At 33.7% G+C, this 22,125-nt stretch carries 22 protein-coding genes, 1 tRNA gene and 2 pseudogenes; 1 reads left to right on the top strand and 24 read right to left on the bottom strand.

Annotation, left to right across the window (positions count from 1 at the left end):
- Positions 1–14: 14 nt before the first annotated feature.
- The 8 genes and pseudogenes from F5ESL0246_RS02285 to F5ESL0246_RS02250 all read right to left on the bottom strand — a co-directional run bounded on the left by F5ESL0246_RS02285 (position 15) and on the right by F5ESL0246_RS02250 (position 8,476).
- Positions 15–2,684: a glycoside hydrolase family 38 C-terminal domain-containing protein gene (locus tag F5ESL0246_RS02285; RefSeq protein WP_122017908.1), complete on the bottom strand. Its 2,670-nt coding sequence runs from the start codon at positions 2,682–2,684 to the stop codon at positions 15–17.
- Between the two features lie 69 nt (positions 2,685–2,753).
- Positions 2,754–3,854, bottom strand: coding sequence for a PTS fructose transporter subunit IIC (locus tag F5ESL0246_RS02280; protein WP_122017907.1), 1,101 nt, complete (start codon positions 3,852–3,854; stop codon positions 2,754–2,756).
- A gap of 33 nt (positions 3,855–3,887) precedes the next feature.
- Positions 3,888–4,208, bottom strand: coding sequence for a PTS fructose transporter subunit IIB (locus F5ESL0246_RS02275; RefSeq protein WP_122017906.1), 321 nt, complete (start codon positions 4,206–4,208; stop codon positions 3,888–3,890).
- A complete protein-coding gene (locus F5ESL0246_RS02270; RefSeq protein WP_122017905.1) occupies positions 4,205–4,663 on the bottom strand; it encodes a PTS sugar transporter subunit IIA in 459 nt (152 codons plus the stop codon). The genes F5ESL0246_RS02275 and F5ESL0246_RS02270 overlap by 4 nt, the downstream gene beginning before the upstream one ends.
- 211 nt (positions 4,664–4,874) lie before the next feature.
- The gene (locus tag F5ESL0246_RS02265; RefSeq protein ID WP_122017904.1) at positions 4,875–6,158 is read right to left on the bottom strand and encodes a glycoside hydrolase family 125 protein; all 1,284 of its coding nucleotides are present in this window, start codon (positions 6,156–6,158) and stop codon (positions 4,875–4,877) included.
- 275 nt (positions 6,159–6,433) lie between these two features.
- A complete protein-coding gene (locus F5ESL0246_RS08480; RefSeq protein WP_122017903.1) occupies positions 6,434–6,643 on the bottom strand; it encodes a type ISP restriction/modification enzyme in 210 nt (69 codons plus the stop codon).
- Positions 6,644–6,738: 95 nt separating this feature from the next.
- Positions 6,739–7,101: pseudogene (locus F5ESL0246_RS02255) on the bottom strand (PTS sugar transporter subunit IIC); the annotation flags it as partial.
- Complete coding sequence (locus F5ESL0246_RS02250) at positions 7,091–8,476, bottom strand: glycoside hydrolase family 1 protein (protein WP_122017902.1); 1,386 nt, start codon at positions 8,474–8,476, stop codon at positions 7,091–7,093. The pseudogene F5ESL0246_RS02255 and the gene F5ESL0246_RS02250, both read right to left, overlap by 11 nt.
- Before the next feature lie 128 nt (positions 8,477–8,604).
- Here F5ESL0246_RS02250 and F5ESL0246_RS02245 point away from each other — a divergent pair, with 128 nt between their 5' ends.
- Positions 8,605–9,318, top strand: coding sequence for a GntR family transcriptional regulator (locus F5ESL0246_RS02245; RefSeq protein WP_122017901.1), 714 nt, complete (start codon positions 8,605–8,607; stop codon positions 9,316–9,318).
- Positions 9,319–9,528: 210 nt separating this feature from the next.
- On the opposite strand, the gene F5ESL0246_RS02240 is transcribed toward F5ESL0246_RS02245, so the two are convergent.
- The 16 genes and pseudogenes from F5ESL0246_RS02240 to F5ESL0246_RS02170 form a co-directional block, all read right to left on the bottom strand.
- Positions 9,529–9,601 (bottom strand) — tRNA-Arg (locus F5ESL0246_RS02240).
- Positions 9,602–9,652: 51 nt separating this feature from the next.
- On the bottom strand, positions 9,653–10,981 hold the full coding sequence (locus F5ESL0246_RS02235) for a PTS sugar transporter subunit IIC (protein ID WP_122017900.1): 1,329 nt from the start codon (positions 10,979–10,981) through the stop codon (positions 9,653–9,655).
- Complete coding sequence (locus tag F5ESL0246_RS02230; RefSeq protein ID WP_122017899.1) at positions 10,978–12,207, bottom strand: DEAD/DEAH box helicase; 1,230 nt, start codon at positions 12,205–12,207, stop codon at positions 10,978–10,980. The genes F5ESL0246_RS02235 and F5ESL0246_RS02230 overlap by 4 nt, the downstream gene beginning before the upstream one ends.
- Complete coding sequence (locus F5ESL0246_RS02225) at positions 12,207–12,914, bottom strand: GH25 family lysozyme (RefSeq protein WP_122017898.1); 708 nt, start codon at positions 12,912–12,914, stop codon at positions 12,207–12,209. Before F5ESL0246_RS02225 ends, F5ESL0246_RS02230 begins: the two co-directional genes overlap by 1 nt.
- 163 nt (positions 12,915–13,077) lie before the next feature.
- Complete coding sequence (locus F5ESL0246_RS02220; protein WP_122017897.1) at positions 13,078–14,079, bottom strand: D-2-hydroxyacid dehydrogenase; 1,002 nt, start codon at positions 14,077–14,079, stop codon at positions 13,078–13,080.
- 288 nt (positions 14,080–14,367) lie between these two features.
- The gene (locus F5ESL0246_RS02215) at positions 14,368–15,552 is read right to left on the bottom strand and encodes an amidohydrolase family protein (protein ID WP_122017896.1); all 1,185 of its coding nucleotides are present in this window, start codon (positions 15,550–15,552) and stop codon (positions 14,368–14,370) included.
- 355 nt (positions 15,553–15,907) lie between these two features.
- Positions 15,908–16,207 (bottom strand): PTS glucose transporter subunit IIA, encoded by a 300-nt coding sequence (locus tag F5ESL0246_RS02210; RefSeq protein WP_147441033.1) that lies wholly within the window; start codon positions 16,205–16,207, stop codon positions 15,908–15,910.
- A 177-nt stretch (positions 16,208–16,384) separates the two neighbouring features.
- Complete coding sequence (locus tag F5ESL0246_RS02205) at positions 16,385–17,599, bottom strand: SLAP domain-containing protein (protein ID WP_122017894.1); 1,215 nt, start codon at positions 17,597–17,599, stop codon at positions 16,385–16,387.
- A gap of 72 nt (positions 17,600–17,671) precedes the next feature.
- Entirely contained in the window at positions 17,672–17,953 is a 282-nt protein-coding gene (locus tag F5ESL0246_RS02200; RefSeq protein ID WP_122017893.1) for a DNA-binding transcriptional regulator, read from the bottom strand.
- Between the two features lie 22 nt (positions 17,954–17,975).
- Positions 17,976–18,239, bottom strand: a complete 264-nt coding sequence (locus F5ESL0246_RS02195) for a Txe/YoeB family addiction module toxin (RefSeq protein ID WP_122017892.1) — start codon at positions 18,237–18,239, stop codon at positions 17,976–17,978.
- Entirely contained in the window at positions 18,232–18,492 is a 261-nt protein-coding gene (locus F5ESL0246_RS02190) for a type II toxin-antitoxin system Phd/YefM family antitoxin (RefSeq protein WP_122017891.1), read from the bottom strand. The genes F5ESL0246_RS02195 and F5ESL0246_RS02190 overlap by 8 nt, the downstream gene beginning before the upstream one ends.
- A 133-nt stretch (positions 18,493–18,625) precedes the next feature.
- Positions 18,626–18,874, bottom strand: a complete 249-nt coding sequence (locus tag F5ESL0246_RS02185; protein WP_158592469.1) for a DNA-binding transcriptional regulator — start codon at positions 18,872–18,874, stop codon at positions 18,626–18,628.
- A complete protein-coding gene (relB, locus tag F5ESL0246_RS02180) occupies positions 18,843–19,073 on the bottom strand; it encodes a type II toxin-antitoxin system RelB family antitoxin (RefSeq protein WP_122017889.1) in 231 nt (76 codons plus the stop codon). The genes F5ESL0246_RS02185 and relB overlap by 32 nt, the downstream gene beginning before the upstream one ends.
- Before the next feature lie 128 nt (positions 19,074–19,201).
- Positions 19,202–19,564: an MmcQ/YjbR family DNA-binding protein gene (locus F5ESL0246_RS02175; protein WP_122017888.1), complete on the bottom strand. Its 363-nt coding sequence runs from the start codon at positions 19,562–19,564 to the stop codon at positions 19,202–19,204.
- A 315-nt stretch (positions 19,565–19,879) separates the two neighbouring features.
- Positions 19,880–20,281, bottom strand: a complete 402-nt coding sequence (locus F5ESL0246_RS08345) for a hypothetical protein (RefSeq protein WP_233553528.1) — start codon at positions 20,279–20,281, stop codon at positions 19,880–19,882.
- 3 nt (positions 20,282–20,284) lie between these two features.
- Positions 20,285–22,114, bottom strand: a pseudogene (locus F5ESL0246_RS02170) (DUF1524 domain-containing protein); the annotation flags it as partial.
- Between the last annotated feature and the right edge of the window lie 11 nt (positions 22,115–22,125).

Genomic DNA, 22,125 nt, shown 5'->3' with positions numbered 1-22,125 from the left:
TATTAATACATTTTTTAATGCTCATAATATAATGTTAATATCTTGGCATGATCGATATTTGGCAATTTAACAGAACCATTTTCGTTAATAGTTAAATCAGCAATCTTATTTTCATGAAGGTTTACCAATTCAACTCTTGTTGGCTTTCTAGTAAATTTGACCTCGTCTTGCTTATTATCAAATCCAGCATTATAAAATCTAGCGATATAACCAGATCTCTGGTCAGCCTTTTTTAGAGTGCTTAAAACCAAATGATTATTAGTATTGAATAAAGAAAATTCCTGATCTAAGTCTCTAGAAACTTTGTTAAATGGGAAAATCAAACGGCCATTCAAGAACTCTGCATATTCGAATATTTGAAGCTTGGTTTTGTATTCTTTAGCAATTAAGCCTACATTAGCATCCTCAAAACCCTTATTTGAAATGTAAACGCCTAAATCAAATGAAAGCTTCTTATGTAATTCAGCATTTGGAGTTGCTACTGTAGCATCCCCTGATGCTCTTCCTGGACGATATAACAAATCAGATTTACCTAATCTGCCATAAGTTCTAAAGATAGTTAACCGAATTGTATTATGATTTTTACCTATATCTTCGTACTCTCTAACGCCTTGAGGAATTACTGCAAAGGTTGTATTTTCATTTGACAAAGATGTAAAGGTTTGAACTGGATTAATTGAAATAGGCTTTTCTTGCCATTCTTCTGGATGTTCTTTCCATGATTTTAACTCATCAGTTAATTCAAATGGACGCTTAATAGAACCAAATTGAATATCGTCAATGGAGTTTTCAACAATTAATCCAGTATCAAAGTCGATACATAATCTATGATCATCAACAAAACGATTATCAATCTGTACATTGTAATCAACAATCTGACTAGATTTTCTTAATGAGATTGTAAGTTTTACAGGTAACTTGGCATTTAACTTCTTTTCTTTTCTAGAAGTTAAATCCTTTGGTACGTTAAAATTATAATTAATTACAATTTCATTTTTAAGACTAGATTTTCTAGTTTTATAAGTGAAATCTTGGTCTGATGAATATACAGTCAAATCTTCCTTAGCTGGAGAATAGTTATACGAATCACCATCATCACCATTTTCTTCAAGCATTCCTTGTTTATGGAATACATAATTATTACGCTTATCCGTAATATCAAATGTTCCATCGGTCTGAAGATCTACTTTAAAAAACTCATTTTCAATTCTCTTATCATCAGAAATAGTAACTGCTTCTGATTTACCAGCATTAGGAATTAAATAGAACTGCTTATATCCCATTGCTGGAACGTTTTCAGCATCAATTAGAACTTTTACTTGATATACCTTATCAGGCTGGTAGACCTTGTCTCCAGGATTTAATTGAATAGTTGCACCTTTAACTTCTTCTGTGTCATCTATAATTGACTCAACAACAAAGTTAACTTTATTGCCTTGATAATCTTGAAGTTCAAAATCCTTTGAAGGAGTATATAAGTATTCTTCAATCACGTTACTTCTCATACTTGACAAAGTATTAAAGACCGTAATGCTAATTGGGTTATCATCTGAATTCTTTATTCGAGTAGAAATTTCTCTTAGAGTCACGTCTACCAAACTAGTAGCAATATCTTTAACTTGCTTATAGCGGAAATAGATATCTTCATTAACATTATCAGAAACACAATTCCCCATTGAATCATGAGCTGAATTTTCAAACATCATCTTCCAAATCTCGTCCACTGTCTTTCTTGGATATTCCAAGCTAAAATATTCACCTATCACCAGGACAGGATCTAAGATATTTGCAAGATAATCCTGAAGAAGCGTATTCATCTTCTTTAAATCAGAGCGGGAAGAATAAATCGACTTATGAACTCTCATGTTCTTGCCGATATTGTATTCACCAGATACAGTATTTAATTCGGGACGTTCATTATCCACAGCATCGATATACTCCTCAATCGAACTAATCCTAAATTTATAGTCAGAGTTTTCCCTGTTAAATTTTTTAATTACTTCTGGCAAGTTATTTCTAGCTGGTGCCATATCTGAACCTTGAGGATAAAGAATTTGGTCGGTCGTAGCCTGTTTAACTACAGTCGCAAATGGCTCTTCCTCCATGATTTTATCTAATTTAGTTTCATCAATTAGACCTCCAATGAAATAACCACAAGCCATGCGATAAACATTGATCGTACTTCCATCTTCACCACACCATACAAATTCAGATTTAGGTGTTTTTTCATCTGAAAAACCACGCCAAAGCATTGCTTTCTTAAATCCTAAATTACGATAGATTTGTGGCAAACTTGATTCTTGTCCAAACGAGTCAGGAACATATGCAACTTTCATATGTCTTCCCAAGCTATCAGCATATCTCATGCCGTAGAGCAAGTTTCTAATAATGCTTTCACCCGAAGGTAAAAATTGATCAGTTTGTGTATACCAAGGACCAATTAACAATTTTTTATCTTTAACTAATTGTCTGATTTTATTTAAATCTTGTGGTCGCCAATTTAAGTAATCCTCAATTAATGATGTTTGACCATCAAGAATGAACCTATCAAAACCAATATTATGATCTAAATTATCTATTACATCTTTTAGATCTTTCATCATATATACTTTAGCTCTCGAAGATGTGAAAAACCATTCTCGATCCCAGTGAGTGTGAGGAACCACATGTACTGTCTTAAGCATTTAATCCTCCTCATTTCATCAAAAAAGCCGCAGCCAATAGATAGAGCTGGCTACGGCCTTTTATAATTATTATTCAGTAGTAATGTCTAATTGAATATCATCTTCGGTAATCTTCTTACCATTGTCTTCAGTAAAGTTAGCTACCAATGGAGCAACTACAGCGATGAATACAGCACAAACTAAGATACCACAAACATATGCTGGAATGTTATCAGCAGTTAAGATACCTGGCAAACCGCCCAATGGAGGGATGTGTGAATTTACGCCCATTAATTCACCAGCACCGGCACCTAAGGCACCACCAATTACGTTAACGAAGATCAGTTGAGGAGCTTTCAAAAAGTAAGGAATAGCACCTTCAGTAATACCGAAAGCACCACTGATTAAGTTTGATCTACCTAATTCATATAAGTTTCCTGAGAATCTTTTCTTTGGCCAAACGAAAGTCATTAATGAGTAACCAAGTGGAATGGCACAAATAGCAATGTTAGTATACAAGCAAGGTTGGTAAACACCTTCCAGGAAGAAGAAGTTACCAGCAGCCCAAGCAGCTTTATTAACAGGACCACCAAGGTCGACACCGATCATACCACCTAAAACAAGAGCAACAATTAAACCATTAGTCTTACTGGTAATCATGCCTTTGATCCAAGCCAGTAATCCTGTATTGATTGCCGCAAGTGGCGCATTCAAGATCAATCCGTTAATAACAGCAACTGCACCAGTAGTTAAAAGTGGAGTTACCAACAATTCAATGGCTGATTTCCATTTGTCAGATACATGAATCTTACGACACCAACGTGCTACATAACCAGCGATAAAGCCAGCAATAACGGCACCAATGAATCCTTGTTGATTGTTGGTAGCAAGTTGACCACCAATGAAACCAGCACCTAAAGCAGGCTTATCACCAATGGCATAAGCAGTAAAACCACCAATAACCAAGTTAACTAAGCTGATACCAATCCAACCTACTTGGTTGACTTGATACAACATATGGAAGAAACCAGTAGCTTTGGCAAATTTACCTAAGTCATCAACGCCACAAGCCATACCAATTAATTGTGGAATACCTACGATAATCGCACCACCAATGATGGTTGGAATCATGTAGGAAATACCACTCATTATGTAGCCCTCCCACTCTTTCAGTGTTTTTTTAACATTCATCTTTACGCCTCTTCTTTTCTATGAATCCTGACCTTAGTTCATCACAGCAGAAACACACTTTTTAAGGACTGCTTCCGGGGCTTGGATACAAGTATTGATATTAACTCTAATGACCTTCTTACCCTTAAAACGTTCCATATCAGTGATCTTTTGGTCAGATGCAATTAAAACAAAATCAGCTTGGTCTGCTTCTTCTTGTGTAATTGCATGAACTGGTCCCATCATACCTTGTTGCTCAATTTTCACATTATAACCAAGTTTCTTACCTGCTAATTCCAAAGCCTTAGCTGCCATAGGAGTATGTGCTAAACCAGCTGGACATGCGGAAACACCAACAACATTTACTTCACTCATAATTCATTCGCTCCAATCTCTTTAGAAATAAACTTAGCTATTTCTTCTTCATTAGACTTTTGTCTAAGGTCTACTTTAAAACCATCTTCCAATAATGCAGTAGACAAGTTTGCTAACATTTTTAAGTGTGCATTGCCTGCATTTTCTGGCGGAACCATTAATGCAAAGACATCGGTAACCGGCTTATTATCATAAGTTTTCCATTTAATTGGGTTACTTAACCGTACGTAAATGATACCTACTTTTTTTACTGCATCACTCTTAGCATGAGGAATAGCAAAACCATCTTGTAGCCCTGTAGAATATTCTTTCTCACGTTCTTGGAATGATTGCAATAAACTATCGGGATCATCAGTTAAACTAATCTTCTGTGCTTGATCTGAAACGTACTTTAGTAAACTGTCTTTGTCCTTGACATCTACATTAAGTAATACGTTTTTCTTAATAAATTTCATCAAGACACCTCTTACTTATTCTCTTAAATTTTTGCGATTTCTTCTTGAAATCACTTACAATTATTATAATGCCATACAAAACCTTGAATGTTAGTAGATCCAATTTCCGCTTAAGTTGGAAATTAGATGGAATCGTTATATCAACATTTAAAAATACTGATATATAAACACTTATTAGTGCCAAATATCAGCATTATTATCGATTTTTCAGTTATACTTTTACTTTCTCACCTAAATAATCTAGCAAAAGCTCACAGTACATCATATTGGCCCATGAAAACCACGGTCTGGTAAACTTAGATGGGTCATTAGGATCAAAACTTTCATGAATCATATTAGTTCCATTAGTCGTGTTGGCCAAAATATATAAAAGATTGCGCTTTTCATCTAGGCTATCACTAGTCATTCCTAATAAAGTTAGTGAAATTGGCCAAATATATCCTTTAGGTGTATGCGGACTACCCTGACCACTCCAAAATTCTCCAATATAGAAATATGGATTTTCTGGTGACATCAAGAAATTCCGAGTATTTTGATAAATCGGATCATTATTATTTACATAACCAAGATAAGGAGCAGACATTAAACTTGGCACATTACTATCGTCCATCAAAATGTAATTTCCAAGTCCGTCAACTTCATAAGCAAATTGCTTCTTACCATTGTGTTCCACAATACCGTATTTTTGAATACCATTATTAATATTTTTACATATTTTTTTAGCTTCTATAGCAATTTCATTATCATGTATAACAGTAGAAAAAATTTCTTGAATATGCCGCAAAATTACTACAGCAAACATATTTGACGGAATCAAATAACCATAGGTGCAGGCATCATCACTTGATCTAAATCCAGACCAACTCATACCAGTATAACTAACTGGAGCGCCTTTACCATTATTGGTTAAAGTATCAGTTGGGACATCACAATCTCTTTCAAAAGTATAAGGTGAGCTTTCGTGATGCTGCTCTACTTGAATTGTTTCTAGCAATTTCTTAATACCACTGACAAATTCCTTATCGAATTGAGCTGTCTCACCTGTATTTTTATACAAGAGGTAGGCTAATTGAACTGGATAACATAAAGAATCTAATTCATACTTTCTTTCCCAAATCCATGGGTTCATATCTGTTTTATCAGTTTGATGTCCATGATTATTATTAGTCTGGTTAAAGGCATTAGCATACGGATCTAGATTCATATTAAAGAATTGACGTCTAATAACCTTAACAATTAAGTCTTTAATTTTTTCATTCTTCTTTGCCAAAAGAATATACGGTCTAAGTTGAGCTGAAGAATCACGTTGCCACATGGCAGGGATATCTCCAGTTAATACGAAAACTCTATTATCACCATCTTCTACTAATGCTTTTTCCAATGTATCTAAATAAACTTTTTCAAAAATATAAAATAATCTGCTATCTTTTGAGCCGCATTTTTCACCAACTTGTTTGATGTAAGCTCGAATGTTGTCGTCAATAACGTTTTCCATGAAAATCACCTCAAATTAAGATTACAGCACATGAATTTGCTAATAAATATATTCAATTTCTGATGATTGTGGAAATTTAGTACAATTAAAAGGAGGACAAAGCTCTGAAGTTAACCCTTAGAGTTGGACGTTAACATTAATTCATCAATTACCAATTTCGGTAATGAACAGATCAAATCTACTGTTTGTACAAAAACATTAATAACTCTAAGTAGTAAATTAAAGATACACTTAGGATTATCAGTAATGCCAAACTTTTTGTCAGTCTTAACTTGTTATTGAACCATGATCCACTCGATTGCTGAACTTACATTAACAATGTATTCGTATGCTATTTCAGAAATATCTGAAATAGTCAAAATATCATTATAAACAATAGTAGATCTAACATTAATCTTCTTACCAGTTTTAGAATCTTTCTTTTTTGCAAACTTTATCTTCTTGCCTACTTCAACGTACTTGTCCTTAATAAGTAGATTTTTCATTCTTACAACCACGTTTCTTAATAGCAATATTATAATTATCAATCAAATTTCTACTGTTCTTTAAACGACTTCTTTGATTTACTTGACTTTACATAAAAAACAGCTGATAACGAAACAGCAGATGATGAGATGGGATTTTCAAAGGATTTATTTTTAGCTAAATAATAAGCAATCATCGGTGCAATCAATATACTTGCAATGTTCAAAGTACCATTTGTCAATGCCGTACCAAAAACTTGAAATTTCGAAAGTGTTTGACCCTTAAATATCCATGTAAAAATAACATTGTTAACTAAAACGGCAACACCCGCCAAAATAAACATTGGCATTAATGTTGCAAATGCATCCCGTAAAGAACGCAAATGAACTTGATTACCAACTTTTACAGATACTTCTGTAAACTTATCCAAAAAATTTTGCAATTTAGGATGAGATTGTGTAGTTGACTCATTGTTCATTATTATTAACCTCCTTAATTAAATCTTTACCATTAGAATGAATTACTTTTTTCAACCACTCATAACTTTTCTTAGGAACCCTTTTCATGTCTCGTAAATCATGGTTAGTACGATTAACGTATACAACTCCATAACGTTTATCCATATCCCCTTGGGAACTCATAATGTCGATTAATCCCCATCCAAGATAGCCAATTACATCAACACCATCCTCATTCATTGCTGCTTGCATGGCTAAAATATGATTTCGAAGATAATTAATTCGGTAATCATCTTTTATTTGATGTATGCCGTCCCAAGTTTCTCTAACTCCAATACCATTCTCAATTGGAAAAACCGGAAGATGATATCTTTGATAAATTTTATTGAGAACATCTCTAAATCCTGTAGGATCAATCTGCCAACCCCACTCTGTTGACTCTAAATATTGATTAGGCGTCATACCAAAATCTAAGTATTGATTAGGCGCAGTGCCTTTAGGAATTTTATCAGATGCGATTGTACTAGAAGAATAATAACTAAAACTCAAAAAATCACTATGTAAACGAGAAATTTCTTTCATTTCCTTTGCAGTAATATTTATCTTAAGCTTATTATTCTGTACAAACTTCTTTACCGCCGAAGAATATTTACCATATGTAAATACATCTAACAAGTTATAATTCAAGAATTCATCTATCTGATGAGCCGCAAAGACATCTTTAGGATTTGAGGTTGCCGGATAAATTTGACTATAAGCTAGCATTCCACCAATTTTAGCACTTATTTTATTATGTAAATAATTTGCTACTGCCGCATGACAATACATTACATTGTGGGAAATTTGATATAACTCAGTAAGTGTTTCATCACCTTTGAGATAGCCAGAAATTTTGAAAGCTTCACTGGTATGATAAATATTTTGTTCGTTAAAGGTGAGCCAATATTTAACTTTATTACCGAAATGATTAATTACAATTTTGGCATAGCGAATGAAAGCTTCACATACCTTTTTGCTGATAAATCCGTTATATTCTTGAGCTAAATGAAGCGGCATATCAAAATGATATAGGCAAACCATTGGTTCAATATTACGTGCAATTAACCCATCGACTAAATTATCATAATACTTGAAACCTTCTTCATTAATTTCTCCATCGCCATCTTTTATGATACGTGACCAAGAAATTTGAAAACGATACATATTCATTCCTAAATCATGCATATAATCTAAATCTTCTTCAAAATTATGATAATTATCATTAGCAACATGCCAATCGCTAGAATGTTTATCTGATTTGCGAATATCATAAACGGATAAACTCTTACCTCCTTCATTCCATCCGCCTTCAGTTTGCATACTTGAAGTTGAGTTTCCCCAGAAAAATTCAGTCATATTATTTCTTCTTTCTTTTATTTAAAAGCGCTTTCAAATATAATAATATTGCAATCTTTGTATTCAGTAAATATTCTTAGAAGCATAAGTAAAGATTATGCTTTACTTACCAGAAAGGTATTTCAACTATGACTATTAGACCAAAATATGTAAGCATTGCTAACAACATTGAACAAGCTATCTTATTGCATAAATATCAAAGGAAATTACCTCCAATTGCTGAATTAGCCAAAACGTTCAATACTAGCAAAGTCACCATAGTAAAATCATTAAAGTTTCTGCAATATAAGAGTATTGTTAAGCCTATACGAGGCCATGGAACCATAATATTAGCAGAAAAAGAACGTGATATTTCAAAGAAAGATAATGCTAATGAGCATGTTGGTTTTACTGAACGTCTTAAAAATACAAAGCTACTATCTAATAAAATTATTTCCTTTGATATTCGTGAACCAACTTCAAAAGAAGCTGTAATATTAAAATTAGAAAAAGGCGATTTGGTTTACGACATAATTCGTCAACGTCTTTTAAGTGATTTTCCTGTTAGATTGGAATACACGATAATGCCAACAAAAATTATTCCGGGAATTACAACTAAGGTTTTAAAGAAATCAATTTATGGTTATATCGAAAAGATTTTAAAATTAAAGATTGGTAAGGCGAACAGAACTTTTCGGGCTGATAAGTCAGACGCATATGATCAGTTATATTTGAAATGTGACATAAGCGATCCCGTTTTAGAAATAGAACAAATTTGTTTTCTAGATAATGGAATTTCATTCGAATATTCCCAAACAAGAAATCGCTATGACCAAGGTGAAGTAACATTAAGTCAAGTTTAATATCAAATGCAATTTTAAAATATAAAAACAATTATGCGTATAAACAAACATACGTTCGATAAATACTTAATAAAATTTAATTCCGTGGAAAATTATAAACAAGAGAATATCTGAATTTTAGCTACTGAAATTGATTAAAAATAAAAATAGTACCATTTTAATTAATAGTACTATTTTAAATATAGTTATAAATATAAAATTTGTCATTCATGACCCCGGTGAGATTCGAACTCACCTCTACGGTTTAGGAGACCATTGTTCTATCCAGATGAACTACAGGGTCGCATACAAAACTACTTTACCAAATTTTTATGCAAAAGCCAACCCTTTTTCATTAATACTGACGTGTAAAATAAGGGGTAGGATTAGAAGCGTCAGCAATTTTATCTGCTGCAAAAACAAATGGTGTCCAGATTGCTAGAGCAATTAACATATTAATAATCGATAAAACAATTGCACGCCAGTCATAGTTACATGCTAAGAATGGTCCAATAATTGGTGGGACAATTGCAGGAACAGCAACCTGTACTGGATTAACAAGTCCCAATATACTAATCCAATACGCAAATGCAACATTAACAAGTGGCGCAACTATAAACGGTACAAAATATACAGGATTAAGTACAACTGGTAGACCTAAAACAATCGGTTCATTAATATTAAAAATCCCTGGTGCTAAAGCAACTTTGGCGATTGTACGATAGTCACTCCGTTTAGAAAAAAGCAGAATTGCTACAACTAGCATTAGCGTACCACCCGTACCTCCAAACCAAGCAAATACGTCAAATGACCCACGTACCCATAAAAATGGTGCTTCTTTACCATTACGCACTGCTGTGACGTTAATATTCTGTGCGGTCAGCCAAATTGAATCAAGTATTGGTGCCCAAACGCTTAACCCATTGATTCCAAAAAAGCCAAAAACTTGCACCAAAAAAGTAACGAGCATTACCATTACAAATCCTTGACCAAATTTTACTAATGGAGTTTGAATTGAATGGAGAAGCCAATTTCCAAAATAAGTTCCTGTAATTGTCTGAAAAACGAAATTAATTACACCAACTAAAAAAATAGCAATAATTACTGGAATCAGTGAGTCAAATGCTTGCTGCTCGGCTTGCGGTAACGTAGCTGAAATATGTAAAGTTAAACGTGCTTTAAAACACCCTGCAAAAATTGCAACACCCAGGCTTCCAAATAAGATAGCCGTAAAAATACCAGTTGTTGAGAATTGCGAAATATTAAAAGCTTGATGAACTGGAATAACTTTACCATTTACGCTAAGTTTCGTTAAATTAGCAATACTCATTGCAAATGATGATAAAGAAACAATCGCCCCTGCAATCGGATCTACTTCTAAACTTTTAGCTAAATGATATCCTAACGACATGGCTAAAAATAAAGCAAATAATGCAAAGGTTCCTCGCCACACAACATTACAAATCAGCGAAAGTGGTTGCATTATCCAAACAAAGGTCGGCCAATTTAAATTGTTTTTAGCAACGGCAATCAAACTTTTTATTAAAACCGCAATCGAACCGGCAATTGTGATAGGCATAACCGAAATAAAAGCATCCCTTAATGCAACAATCCAGTGAGCCTGTCCCAACTTATTTGCTATTGGTAAAAGATAGTCTTCTAACCATGTTAAAATACGACTCATTCTTGCTCTCTTTTCTTCAAGTAATGTGGGTGATACCCTTTGTTTTTAGTGTGTTTTTTCTTGTTTTTCTTGTTTATCTTAGTTGTTTGCTTATTATCAATTTTAGTTGTCGTTTTTACCAATTGCCGTGGCTTTTTTATTGACAAGCTATTATGTACAAAATATGCACGTTCCAGGTTTACAGAATTACTTAATAATCTTTTCAAATCACGAAAATCATGATCATCACCCAAACTAACTACGTAGCCGGATGTACCCATTCGACCCGTTCGACCCGCTCGGTGTAAATAAGTATTGGCTTCTCTTGAAATTTCAAAATTAATAACATAACTAACACCACTAATGTCAAGTCCACGTGCCGCCAAATCAGTCGCTAGTAATAATTTGAATTTCCCACTTTTAAAATCCCGCAGGGTTTCCTCACGTCTTTGCTTATTGAATTCATTTGCTAATAATCCAAAACGAGTTTTAGTATGTCCTAATATTCCTGCAAATCGCATCATCGTTTGATTTGAATCAAAAAACAAAATTCCTTTAAAATTATCTAAGCGCAGCAATCGTTGTAAAAAATCAATTTTATGAGTATTATCTACCTGTAAAAAATAATTTTTTACCGTAGTTTTTTGTTGTGATCGAACATCAATAACCAAAAATTTTCGAGCAAATATCTCTTCTGCTTGCTTGGTAATTTCTGACTCAGTTGCTCCAAAAAGTAAAATTTGCGATTCTGGCATCATATTTTGTCCAAGTGAACTAAGTAATTCCATTTTACTGAATTCCAGAATATCGTCTGCTTCATCAATTACTAAAGTTTGAATTTGAGCTAATTTAATCCTCCCACTAGAAAAGAAATCAAAAAATCGACCAGGCGTTGCTACTACCACTTCGGGATGCTTTTTCTTTAAATTGTCTTCCTGACGCTTACGGTTACCTGCTCCAACCAGACTAACTCCTTTAAGGCCGAGAACATGAATAAATGGATTAATTGCATGACGAATTTGCACCGCCAATTCGGTAGTAGGAGCAATAATTATTAAACTATTTGCTTTTCCAATTTGAACTCGTTCTAATGATGGAATTGCGTACGCTAAAGTTTTACCAGTACCAGTTTTAGCAAGTGCAATGCAGCTCGCTCCATTTAAAATGGCCGTTCGGGTTTCTTTTTGAATTAAAGTTGGTTTTTTTAATCCTAATTTAGCTAAAGACTCTGTTATTTCTGCTTTCATTATTGTATTAATTGTCCATATTTCTGTTTATATTGCGCTACGGTACCGTTATAAGCAAACATCGTAACGCCATCTTCCAATCCATTAACTGACTGCACATGCCCATCATGGTTGTAACACCAAAAAGCATATTGCAATTTGCTAGGTTCATTAGATACATCAGCCATAAATAATACATCACTTGCAAAATATTTGTGATATCTTACGCTCAATTTAACCATAACTTTTTTGCCACTCTGCTTTAGCAATTGAGTAAATTGGGCCATTTGCATTAAATAATGCGAATTACGCGACTTGACCGCCGGTACTATTAAAATTGGTAAAGTACCAGTATTTGAACCGACCTTTTTATTAAAATAACGCAAATGTTGTATCGGCGTAGATTCATTGCTATAAGCAATAATTGTTCCAAAAGCTAATTTTGTACCTAAAATCTGGTCACGGTAGGATAAATAATCATCATCAAAATATGTTCTTCCCTGCGTACTCTTCAAATAAACAAAGGAAACCCCATGATCTTGAACTTCATGCAGATCAATATAACCAAATGTTTGGTCAAATTCTAAGCCAATTACACTCGAATTAGCATCTGATGGCAAGGTTGTTTGACTACGCAAATTACTTATTCCATGCCAGAGAAGACCTAGCGCAACCACTAACAGTGTTAAAATCGCAGGTAGCGTATATTTATGATGAAATCTTTTCAACCTTGCGCCTCTTGACTATTATAATTCATTATACCAATAGTCTAATTATACTGGATAAATGCTAATTTTGTTAATTAATACCAAAAAAGACTAACTGGCGAATTGAGATGAACACGCTTTTACTTACATCTCACATCAGTTAGTCTTTTATAAGTCTGACTGTTTATTCTTCTACAGGGTAAACTGGCTGTTGTCCGTTCAATACCCGCTTCATATCAATCATGCTTTGCTCAATCATATTTTTTACCGCCGTTTTCGTGTAATAAGCTGAATGAGGAGTAAATACTACATTGGGCATTTGAGCTAATTCCTGATAATCCTTAGGTAGTTCATCCAATTGATTAAACTTCTTCATCACAATTGCTTCCTCACCAGTCATCACATCAAGAGAAGCACCGGCAATTTCTTTCTGCTTCAAAGCAGAAATTAAATCTTGAGTATTAACTAACGGTCCCCTAGCTGCATTGATAAGAATAGCGGTGTCTTTCATTTGCTTAAATTGCTTGGCACTAATCATATCTGCCATCCCTGGTTCAAAGGGCGTATGTAACGTTAAAATATCAGCTTCTCGAATAACAGTATCAAAATCAGCGTAATCAAGAAATGCCTCATTAGCTGGATTCTCGACAATATCATAACCAAGCACTTTAGCACCTAACGCATGAAAAATTTCGCCAACTGCGCTACCAATGCGTCCTACACCAATAATACCAACAGTTTGATTGTAAATTTCATCACTCATTAAATCTTCTGAACGAATAAAATTAAAATCTACCCGCTCATTTTGTAAAATCTGTCCCCATTTTCTAAGCAAATACATTGCTGAAGTTAACGTGTTTTCAGCGACTGCTCGTGGTGAATAAGCAGGCGTATTTGTCACTAGTAAATGATACTGATGGACGTATTTCCAATTAATAATATTATAGCCAACTGAGCGTAAAGCGATTTGCTTAATACCATAAGAAGCTAATTTACTGTAAACTTCTTTTTCATCAATATCAAAGACTTGCAAAACACTAATCCCATCAAATCCTTTTGCTAATTCAACAGTCTCAGCATCTAATTTGTCTTTTGTAGTCGTTAATTCATCTTCTGGATGATCATGGTTCCACTTGTCAACGTAAACTTGTTGCTCAGACGTCATATTATATAATAAAACTTTCATTAATAAACACTCCTTTTAGTTAAAAACGTCTCTACTTCATTTTAACTAAATTGGCAAAAAATTAAATATTTATTTTAGCAACATTTAAATTTATTTATTTTTTAAAAATAAATAAATTTTTGTTCATCATTAGCCATTATCACTTTTAAACTTTACGTATCCAAGGAAATCGTGCCTTCGCTTCATCAAGAATTATACCTTGCCCCCAAAATTGACTTGTTCCATAAATATGAAACCAAGCACCAATGCTGGCAATTCACATAATTTTCTTAGAACTAATAGTAAAAATTAGTATGCTCGCTGACCTTTCTTATACACTGCCTTGTCTTTTTGAACAACCGCGGTAATTTTTTCCAACGGATTTTCTTTTAAAACCAAAAAATCTGCATATTTACCTGCAGTCAAAGTACCATATTGATCAGTGATCTTCATTAGTTTAGCAGAATTTAAACTGGTCTGTAGTGCCTCAAAATTAGTAAAGCCTTGTTCAACTAACAAAGGCAATTCTTTTGGAGTCATCTTAAAATCATTAAATGGCGTTCCAGCATCCGTTCCCAATGTTATTGGTACGCCAGCATTTTTGGCACGTGTAATATTAGGACGTAAATCACCCCATGCTGCAGAAATTTTAGCCATTTCCCAATCTGGAACTTTTCCAGGCGCATATTCAATAAAAGCCCAAGCTCCAACAATTGTTGGGGTTAAGTATGTTCCTTTTTTAAGCATCAATTCTATTTCTTCATCGTTAACGTAGAATCCGTGCTCAATACTGTCGACGCCAGCCTTTATGGCATTCATAATTCCGGGGTTACCCTCAGCGTGGGCTGCAACGGTAAATCCTTTGTGATGTGCCTCTTCAACAGCGGCATGAATTTCACTTTCACTAAGCTGAGGATCATCCATAAAGTCATTTTCAGTCATTACACCACCGGTTGCCATTACTTTAATTGTTCTGGCACCTTTTTTAATTCCCTGACGAACAGCCTTGCGCATTTCATCAGGAGAATCTACTAAATGACCAAAATTAGGCATATCACCGTGACCACCAGTCATCGAATATGGACGACCCGAAGGTAAAATTTCTGGTACGTTAGCTAATTCTCCCCTCTTTATTAAGTTATTAAGGGCAATATCGATATCATATGTACTTCCACATTCACGAATGTATGTCACCCCTGACTGCAACAATTCATGCAAATGTTTGATTGCTCGCACTGTTGCCTCAACAACGTTTGCTGAACTATCACCATCTGGTGTCTGGGGATCCATAATGATATGAGTATGGCAGTTAATCAAACCTGGAATTACATATTGACCATTTAGGTCAACCGTTTTATCTGCTTGCGGCGTCAAGCCTGTTCCAATTTCAGCAATTTTTCCAGTTTGATCATCGACCACAATGTAACTATCAGTAAATATTTTATTATCTTCACCGTTAAATAAATTTAAATTACTAAAAACCGTTTGTGTCATTTTACAACCCTCCTAATACAAAAAAGCACCCATCCTTAATTCAAGGACGAGTGCTTCGCGTTACCACCTTTAATTTACCCATTATTCACATAATAGGTCTTACTAGCTGTCAAGTAACAGCTTGCAAGGATAACGGATGCAGTTCCGCCACTGGCTAAAACTGTCACCAGCAGTTATCAATTAAAAGTCCATCTTCATTATCCACTACCAACTAACTTTCACCACAATGTCAGTTCTCTTTAATGGAAGTTAAAATAATTACTCTACTTTTTAGATACATAATATTTAATTACTTTTTAATTTATCACTATAAAAAAATCCTGTCAAGAACAATTATTTCATATTAAAACTAACGTTATTTAAGATATACTTTGCCAACTTCTTCATGTGATTTTAACGTTGTTCCTGAGAAAATCTTAAATTCCATATTTGCAACTTTATCATCTGAATTAGTAATTACTGTTATTACAGTGGCGCTTTTACCAGCATGCTTGACCTCATTTAAATCCATCTCTGCTGATTTAGTTTCTAAACCTATAGCATGCTTTGTATTAAAAATCGAAATAATTTTACCCTTTATTGGGCTATTAATATCATTATTAACAGATTCAATTGCAAACCCTTGACACATCATTTGTTTTTGAAAATACTTCATCAACAACTTCACTGATATCTTTAAATTTTCCACTAACTGGTGCTCTTAGTTCAATAAATTTATTATGCTGCGTCGCACTATAGTTAAATCACTTAAATTCATTTACTTTTCCTTTCCAAACAAAAAACGTTACTAACATTAGTAACGTTTTTTCTATTCACTTAATTATATTAATTATTAATTTGCATTATAAAAATTGAGCCATTTGGCACTAGTTCCAGAAACTTCTATAAAGGCAATTCCAACATAGGAATATGTTCCGTCCCATTTATAAGTCAAACCCAAACTAGCAAAAGCCGCTTTGTCATTATGTCCTAAAATCATTTTATTATAATAACTTTTATCATTTTTACAACTATTAAAGATTTGAGTCGCAACATGCTCTGGGTTTCGATCTTTGAAGTTAAATTCCTTAGGGGTAATTTCTCCTACAATGCGACGCCCATAATAATTATCTTCAATCCAAGTATCTGTCATATCCATGCCATTAGCATTCATGGTTGGGAGATATGGCGCTAAAGTAATCTTAGTTGCCCCTGCTAAATCTTGTTCGTACGCCCACATTTTATCTGAGGAGGCACAAATTTTACTTATTAAATTATCTAATTCAGCATTGGTTTTGTATGCAGGTAAGCCCTTTTCTACTCTATAATTTTGAATATCTTGCCACAAATAATTCTTTATCTGGGCTAATTCTTCATCACTAAAATAAATAGTATGATCTTGGTCAGGATATTTAGTATATCCATCCAAAATAGTCTTTATTTCAGCTTGCGTAGGTTTTTCTGGTGGCTCTGGATCATTGATATTCTCCTTAGGAACATTATTATCAATTCCCTTTTCAGTATCACTAGCTAAAATATAGCTGTTGTCGCCGATTTTATAATACTTAGCCCCGTTAATTACCTTACTTCCAGTCACTGTCCTAAAAGTGCCTTTATTCGCTGTAAACACCGTTTTCTTGCCGTTGCTGTCATAGATTCTAGCAGGTTTAATTATCGTTACTTTAAAGTCATCAGTTGTTGAAGAAGTAGCCGAAGTATTTGTATTATCTGGTTTAATAGGCGTTGGATTACTTTCTTCTACAATAAAACTTGCTGTATTTACTTTAATATAGCGCCCGTGACTTAGTTTATAGTATTTCTTACCACGAATAGTCTTCTTGCCATAAGCAGGATAAACATGACCCTTTTTCAAGGTTTTCTTTGTCTTACGCTTGCCACGGCTTGAGTAAACTACTGCATTCTTTGTAAGCTTTACCTTAAAAGCCTTAGCTTTTTTAGCTGCCTGCACTGTCTGCGGTGCATCTGCACCTTGAACATGACCAATTCCAACTGCTCCTACACTTAACAATGCTGCCGAAGCTAAACTAATTAATACTCTCTTCTTCATTACTATTTCCTCGCTTTAACCCAAATTTTAATAGCTATTATATTAAAACACGCTAAAACTTATATTCATTTGCTAATTTAGGATATTTGTAAAAATTTCCATCAATCTACAAACAGCACCCTTAGGATTACTTTTACCAATTTCCCATGACTCTACTGTTCGTTGCGAAACTTCCATAATCTTAGCTAATTCTACTTGAGTTACGTTTAATTTTTTTCGCAAAACCTTAATGTCTGCAGGTGTATATTTAGGTGTTAAATCTATTGATCTAACATGAAGTTCCATTGGAACATCTTTACCATCTAAATAATCATTTAGTTCATTAAGGCTTTTAGTTAATGTAGAATCTTTCATTGCTGTTTGTCCTAAACAAAAATCAAGAATAACGATTAGCTACTGACAGAATATAAATTGTATTGTCCTCTATACGATAGACTAATCTATACTCTTGCGTAATTCTGCGTGACCATACATTCTTACTAGTTATATACTTCAATCGTTCAGGTTTACCTATTCCTGTATAATGATGGCGGTCAATATCAGTACTTAATCTATTAATTTTTCTAATCATTACCTTATCGTTTAATTTGTGCCAATAAAGATAATCATCCCACCCCTTATCTGCCCATGCTTTAATCATCGATTAACTCATGTTGCTGGGTCTTACCCTCATCAATTTGCATATTACCCTCATTGATTTTTTTTACCAAATCAGGATTGCCAAGTATAATAAGATTTTCAATTAAATTGTCATAGTCTCTTTGAGAGATAACGACAGCTGATTCTGACCCTTTCTTGCGATTTGTAACTAAAATAGGAGCAGCATTATCATTAACATCCTCTATATAGTGTTTTAAATTCTTTCTAAAAATGGAAAGAGGTACAGCTTCCATATTCTCAACTCCTTTAGTTTGTTATACATTGAAAAGTACAAACTATAAAGAAATATTACTAAATTAACTTATTTTTTAAATATTTTAACTAATTTAGATTATTTGACTTTTTTGATTATCGTTAAATATATCATCAGCTTAGACGCGGCATCCTCGGAATGTTGTTCCCTGTTTCCCATGATGTTACTGTTTTTGATAAAACAGCTATTACTCTAGCAAATTCAACCTGTGTTAAATTTAGCTTCTTACGTAACTGTTTAATAGCCGTAGCATCATATCTAGGAGATAGGTCGATCGTTTCAACTTGGGTTTCAAAGCCTGGATCATGTCCATCTAAAAGTTGGTTTAATTCATCTAAAACCTTTATCAGTCTTGAAAACAATTTTTCTAACCTCCTCAGCAGACACTGTTTCTGTTGTTCTTTTAAAAATTTTAATTGCTTCTTGATAATCTTGCTGATCTTCTACTTTTTCAGTAACAGCTTTTATTATGTATTCAGAAACATTTTCGCCCTCGAAATCAGCCATTTCTTTAACTTTTTGATATACATCATCTGGAAATCTAATAGTTGTAACCGTCATAATTGTTCCTCTTCAGTTGATACACTATATTTCTAATTAAGCGACTAGTAGCCAAATACAGCAACTTTTAGTACTACATTTAAAAATAGTGCGGTCGTTTTTAGCACTCAACTATTTCGGCTTGACACTTATTTTTGTGTATTTTGATAACTAGTTGCAATTAATTTCTCAAGTTGTTCATCAGCTAATTCTGCAATTACTGCTGAAATCCAAGTGCTTTTATTCATGTGATAAGCTGGCAAGAATCCCTTTGCTCTGCTCGATAGCAGTTCATCAATTTGCATCTTGTCTAACTTAACATCCAGCACATCGGTAGTTCCCTCATTACTTATACCCAGTGTCTTATTGGGTGCATCCAGTAATATTGCAAACCATTTGCGTCCGTGACTATGACGAAAGACCCGATAATTGGGGAACTTCGCCCACATTCCTTCTGGCTCCACTCCGTAAGTATCGTTAATATAATTAATTAGTTTTTGACGCTTTATCACTATCACTTCCTTAGTTAATATGTCAAATAAACAACTATTCTGCTAAATTTTGGCTTATATGATTACAGTTTAATACTAAATTAGTCAATTTTAGCACTTATTATATCAACTTTATTATTCAATTGCACTACTTTGATTACACAACCTAGCAAACTGGTTAATTATAAAAACATAGAACATATAAAATATTAGATTATCATTAAAACAAAAAGTGTACTAATTCTAATCAGTAAAATAAGAATTAGTACACTTTAATCACTATCAAAATACCCTCGAACTAATATGTTGTGCGCATCCTTGCCCAATCATCTTTAACTACTTTACTGCATAAGAAACTTGATCAGCAATATCACAGATTTCAGAAATCTTAGTAATAATAGCCAATATTACTGTTGCGGAGAAATTGGTTTCCACAATCGTACCATTTTCCAATTTTTCTGGCGTATTCCTTGGCCTAAAAAGCATACGGCTCAATTGACGATTCTCTTTGATACGATCAAAGTTAAGACTATCTTTATTCCAAATATCATTAAGGAAAGTAATGAGCATCTGACGCCAAGTCCTTACAGGATATTCATTTTCACTAATTGTAATTTGAACTGGCTTTTTACCAGTAACATCAGGGGACTGATCAATTGTATATTCCCCAGTAACCTCTTCTTTGCTAACCTTTTTAATAACAGGCATCGGAAAAATTTCAATTAATTCTTTAGTCAATTTTTCCGTTCGATTAATAATGGCATCTTTGCCCCACTTATCATAAACTTCAGCAACTTCTCGTGTGAGAGAAACATTGGAATCCTTATAAAACTCTTTCTTTTCACTATAAGACTTATTACTTATTTATTGATTATATTTGGTGAGTGTTAAGTTACCTAGTGTTCCACCGTATTGTTCTTTCATCTTGTCAGCATTAGTGACTTGAAGTCGCCATTCGGCATTAAGGCACTGTGGCATAATATGTTCGACCTGAGCATCATCAAAGTTAATGGTTTCTCTAGTTCGATGTTCTTCTAAGACTATTAAGGATAATTTAGCTAGGTCATTTCTCTGGCGGTATAAATCTACTTCCATTAAGCTATCTAATAATTTACGATCATCTGGGAAATTCGCCTTAAGTAGCCGAAGCAATCTAAATTTTAAGTTGCCATTTTCTTTAGAAAGATCACAAAGTCCTACAACAATTTTGTTTAATCCATTAGTTGGCATTTGACATACTTTCAATCGAAATAAATAGCTTTCTAAAATGTGTGCCAAATTATTAACTTCCACTTGATCGGTTTCACCATCATCAAGTAAATTCATTAACAGCATTAGATAAGGAAATACAACTTTGCTATCCATAACATTGATATGCTCTAGAATCTTATTGAATTTGTTATCATTAGCTTTATGATTCAAAATTTGATCATAGTAATTAGCAGATTTAAAAAGGTCAGCTAAAGCATCTTCAGAACTTAATCCCTGCGATAGGAAATAATCCTTGTAACTATTATAAACACCATTTCTTTTAACTGATACATGGGTCTTAACTATTAAATAATGTCGAATAAATTCAGCAAATGTTTTGGTTGCAAACATCCGCTCAATCTTTACCAAATATTTTTTATAGAGTTCAGCTTGTTTTTGAGAATCAAGTTTCATTAACAGAAAGTTACGCACAAGATCAGAAGATGATAATGAAACACCTGTAGAATTTAGACTTTCAAAAATAACCTGAGGATTTTCTTCATTTGCATCACTACTTAATTCAATGTAAACCATATTAAAATGATTCATTGCTTCATATAATTCAGCACTATTAATTTCGCTGTCTTTGATTAATTTACGAAAATAGTTGTAATTATCAATAACCTTAGATGCCTGATCAAAGCCAACCATATTGTTCATTACTGAACAAAAAGCTTCATAATCGTGTTCAACCGGTTTTAACTTTAAGTGGTTATTATCATCCAGATACTTATTGGTTAAGTATTCTTCTTCAATTTCATCCCGATCTTGCTCATCAACATCAGCTAGTGCCTTTAATAACAGTGTCAAGCTCGTTAATCGCTGTTGAAGGGTGATGAGGGTATCGAGTTGGTTGAAGAATGAACCAATTTGTTTTTGTTCTTTTATATTTGGAACATTTACAATCTGTGATTTTAAAACGGGACCACTAAATTTTGTCGACCAATCAAATCCTGTCGCTAAACCACGTACAACATTTAAATAAAATACATATTGTTCTATTGTCATGTCATTTACCTGTAGCACACGCATAATGTTAGACGTAAAGAACTTATAATTTTGTAAATAAATAGCTCTAGGATTATCAATTGAAATAGTAATTGCAGGTGCATCAAATAATTTCATTGGATTTCCTGAATAGTCTTGTGTGCTCTTTGAAATTTTTTTATAAATCCCATTATTTGTTGTCTTTGCAATTACATATGGAATATCACCATCGATCAGCTTTGATTTAGGAAGCCTATTCCCACTTTGAATATTCGAAAACACTTCCCCCAGCTTTCGTTGTTCCCAAGCGGAGACAAAAAGCCGGGGATTGATACAATCCTCGG

Origin of the sequence: Lactobacillus sp. ESL0246, from assembly GCF_003692965.1 — a bacterium.
Lineage (GTDB): Bacteria > Bacillota > Bacilli > Lactobacillales > Lactobacillaceae > Lactobacillus.
The sequence above is the reverse complement of the archived record's forward strand: the minus strand, read 5'-3'. Positions and strand labels throughout refer to the sequence as shown.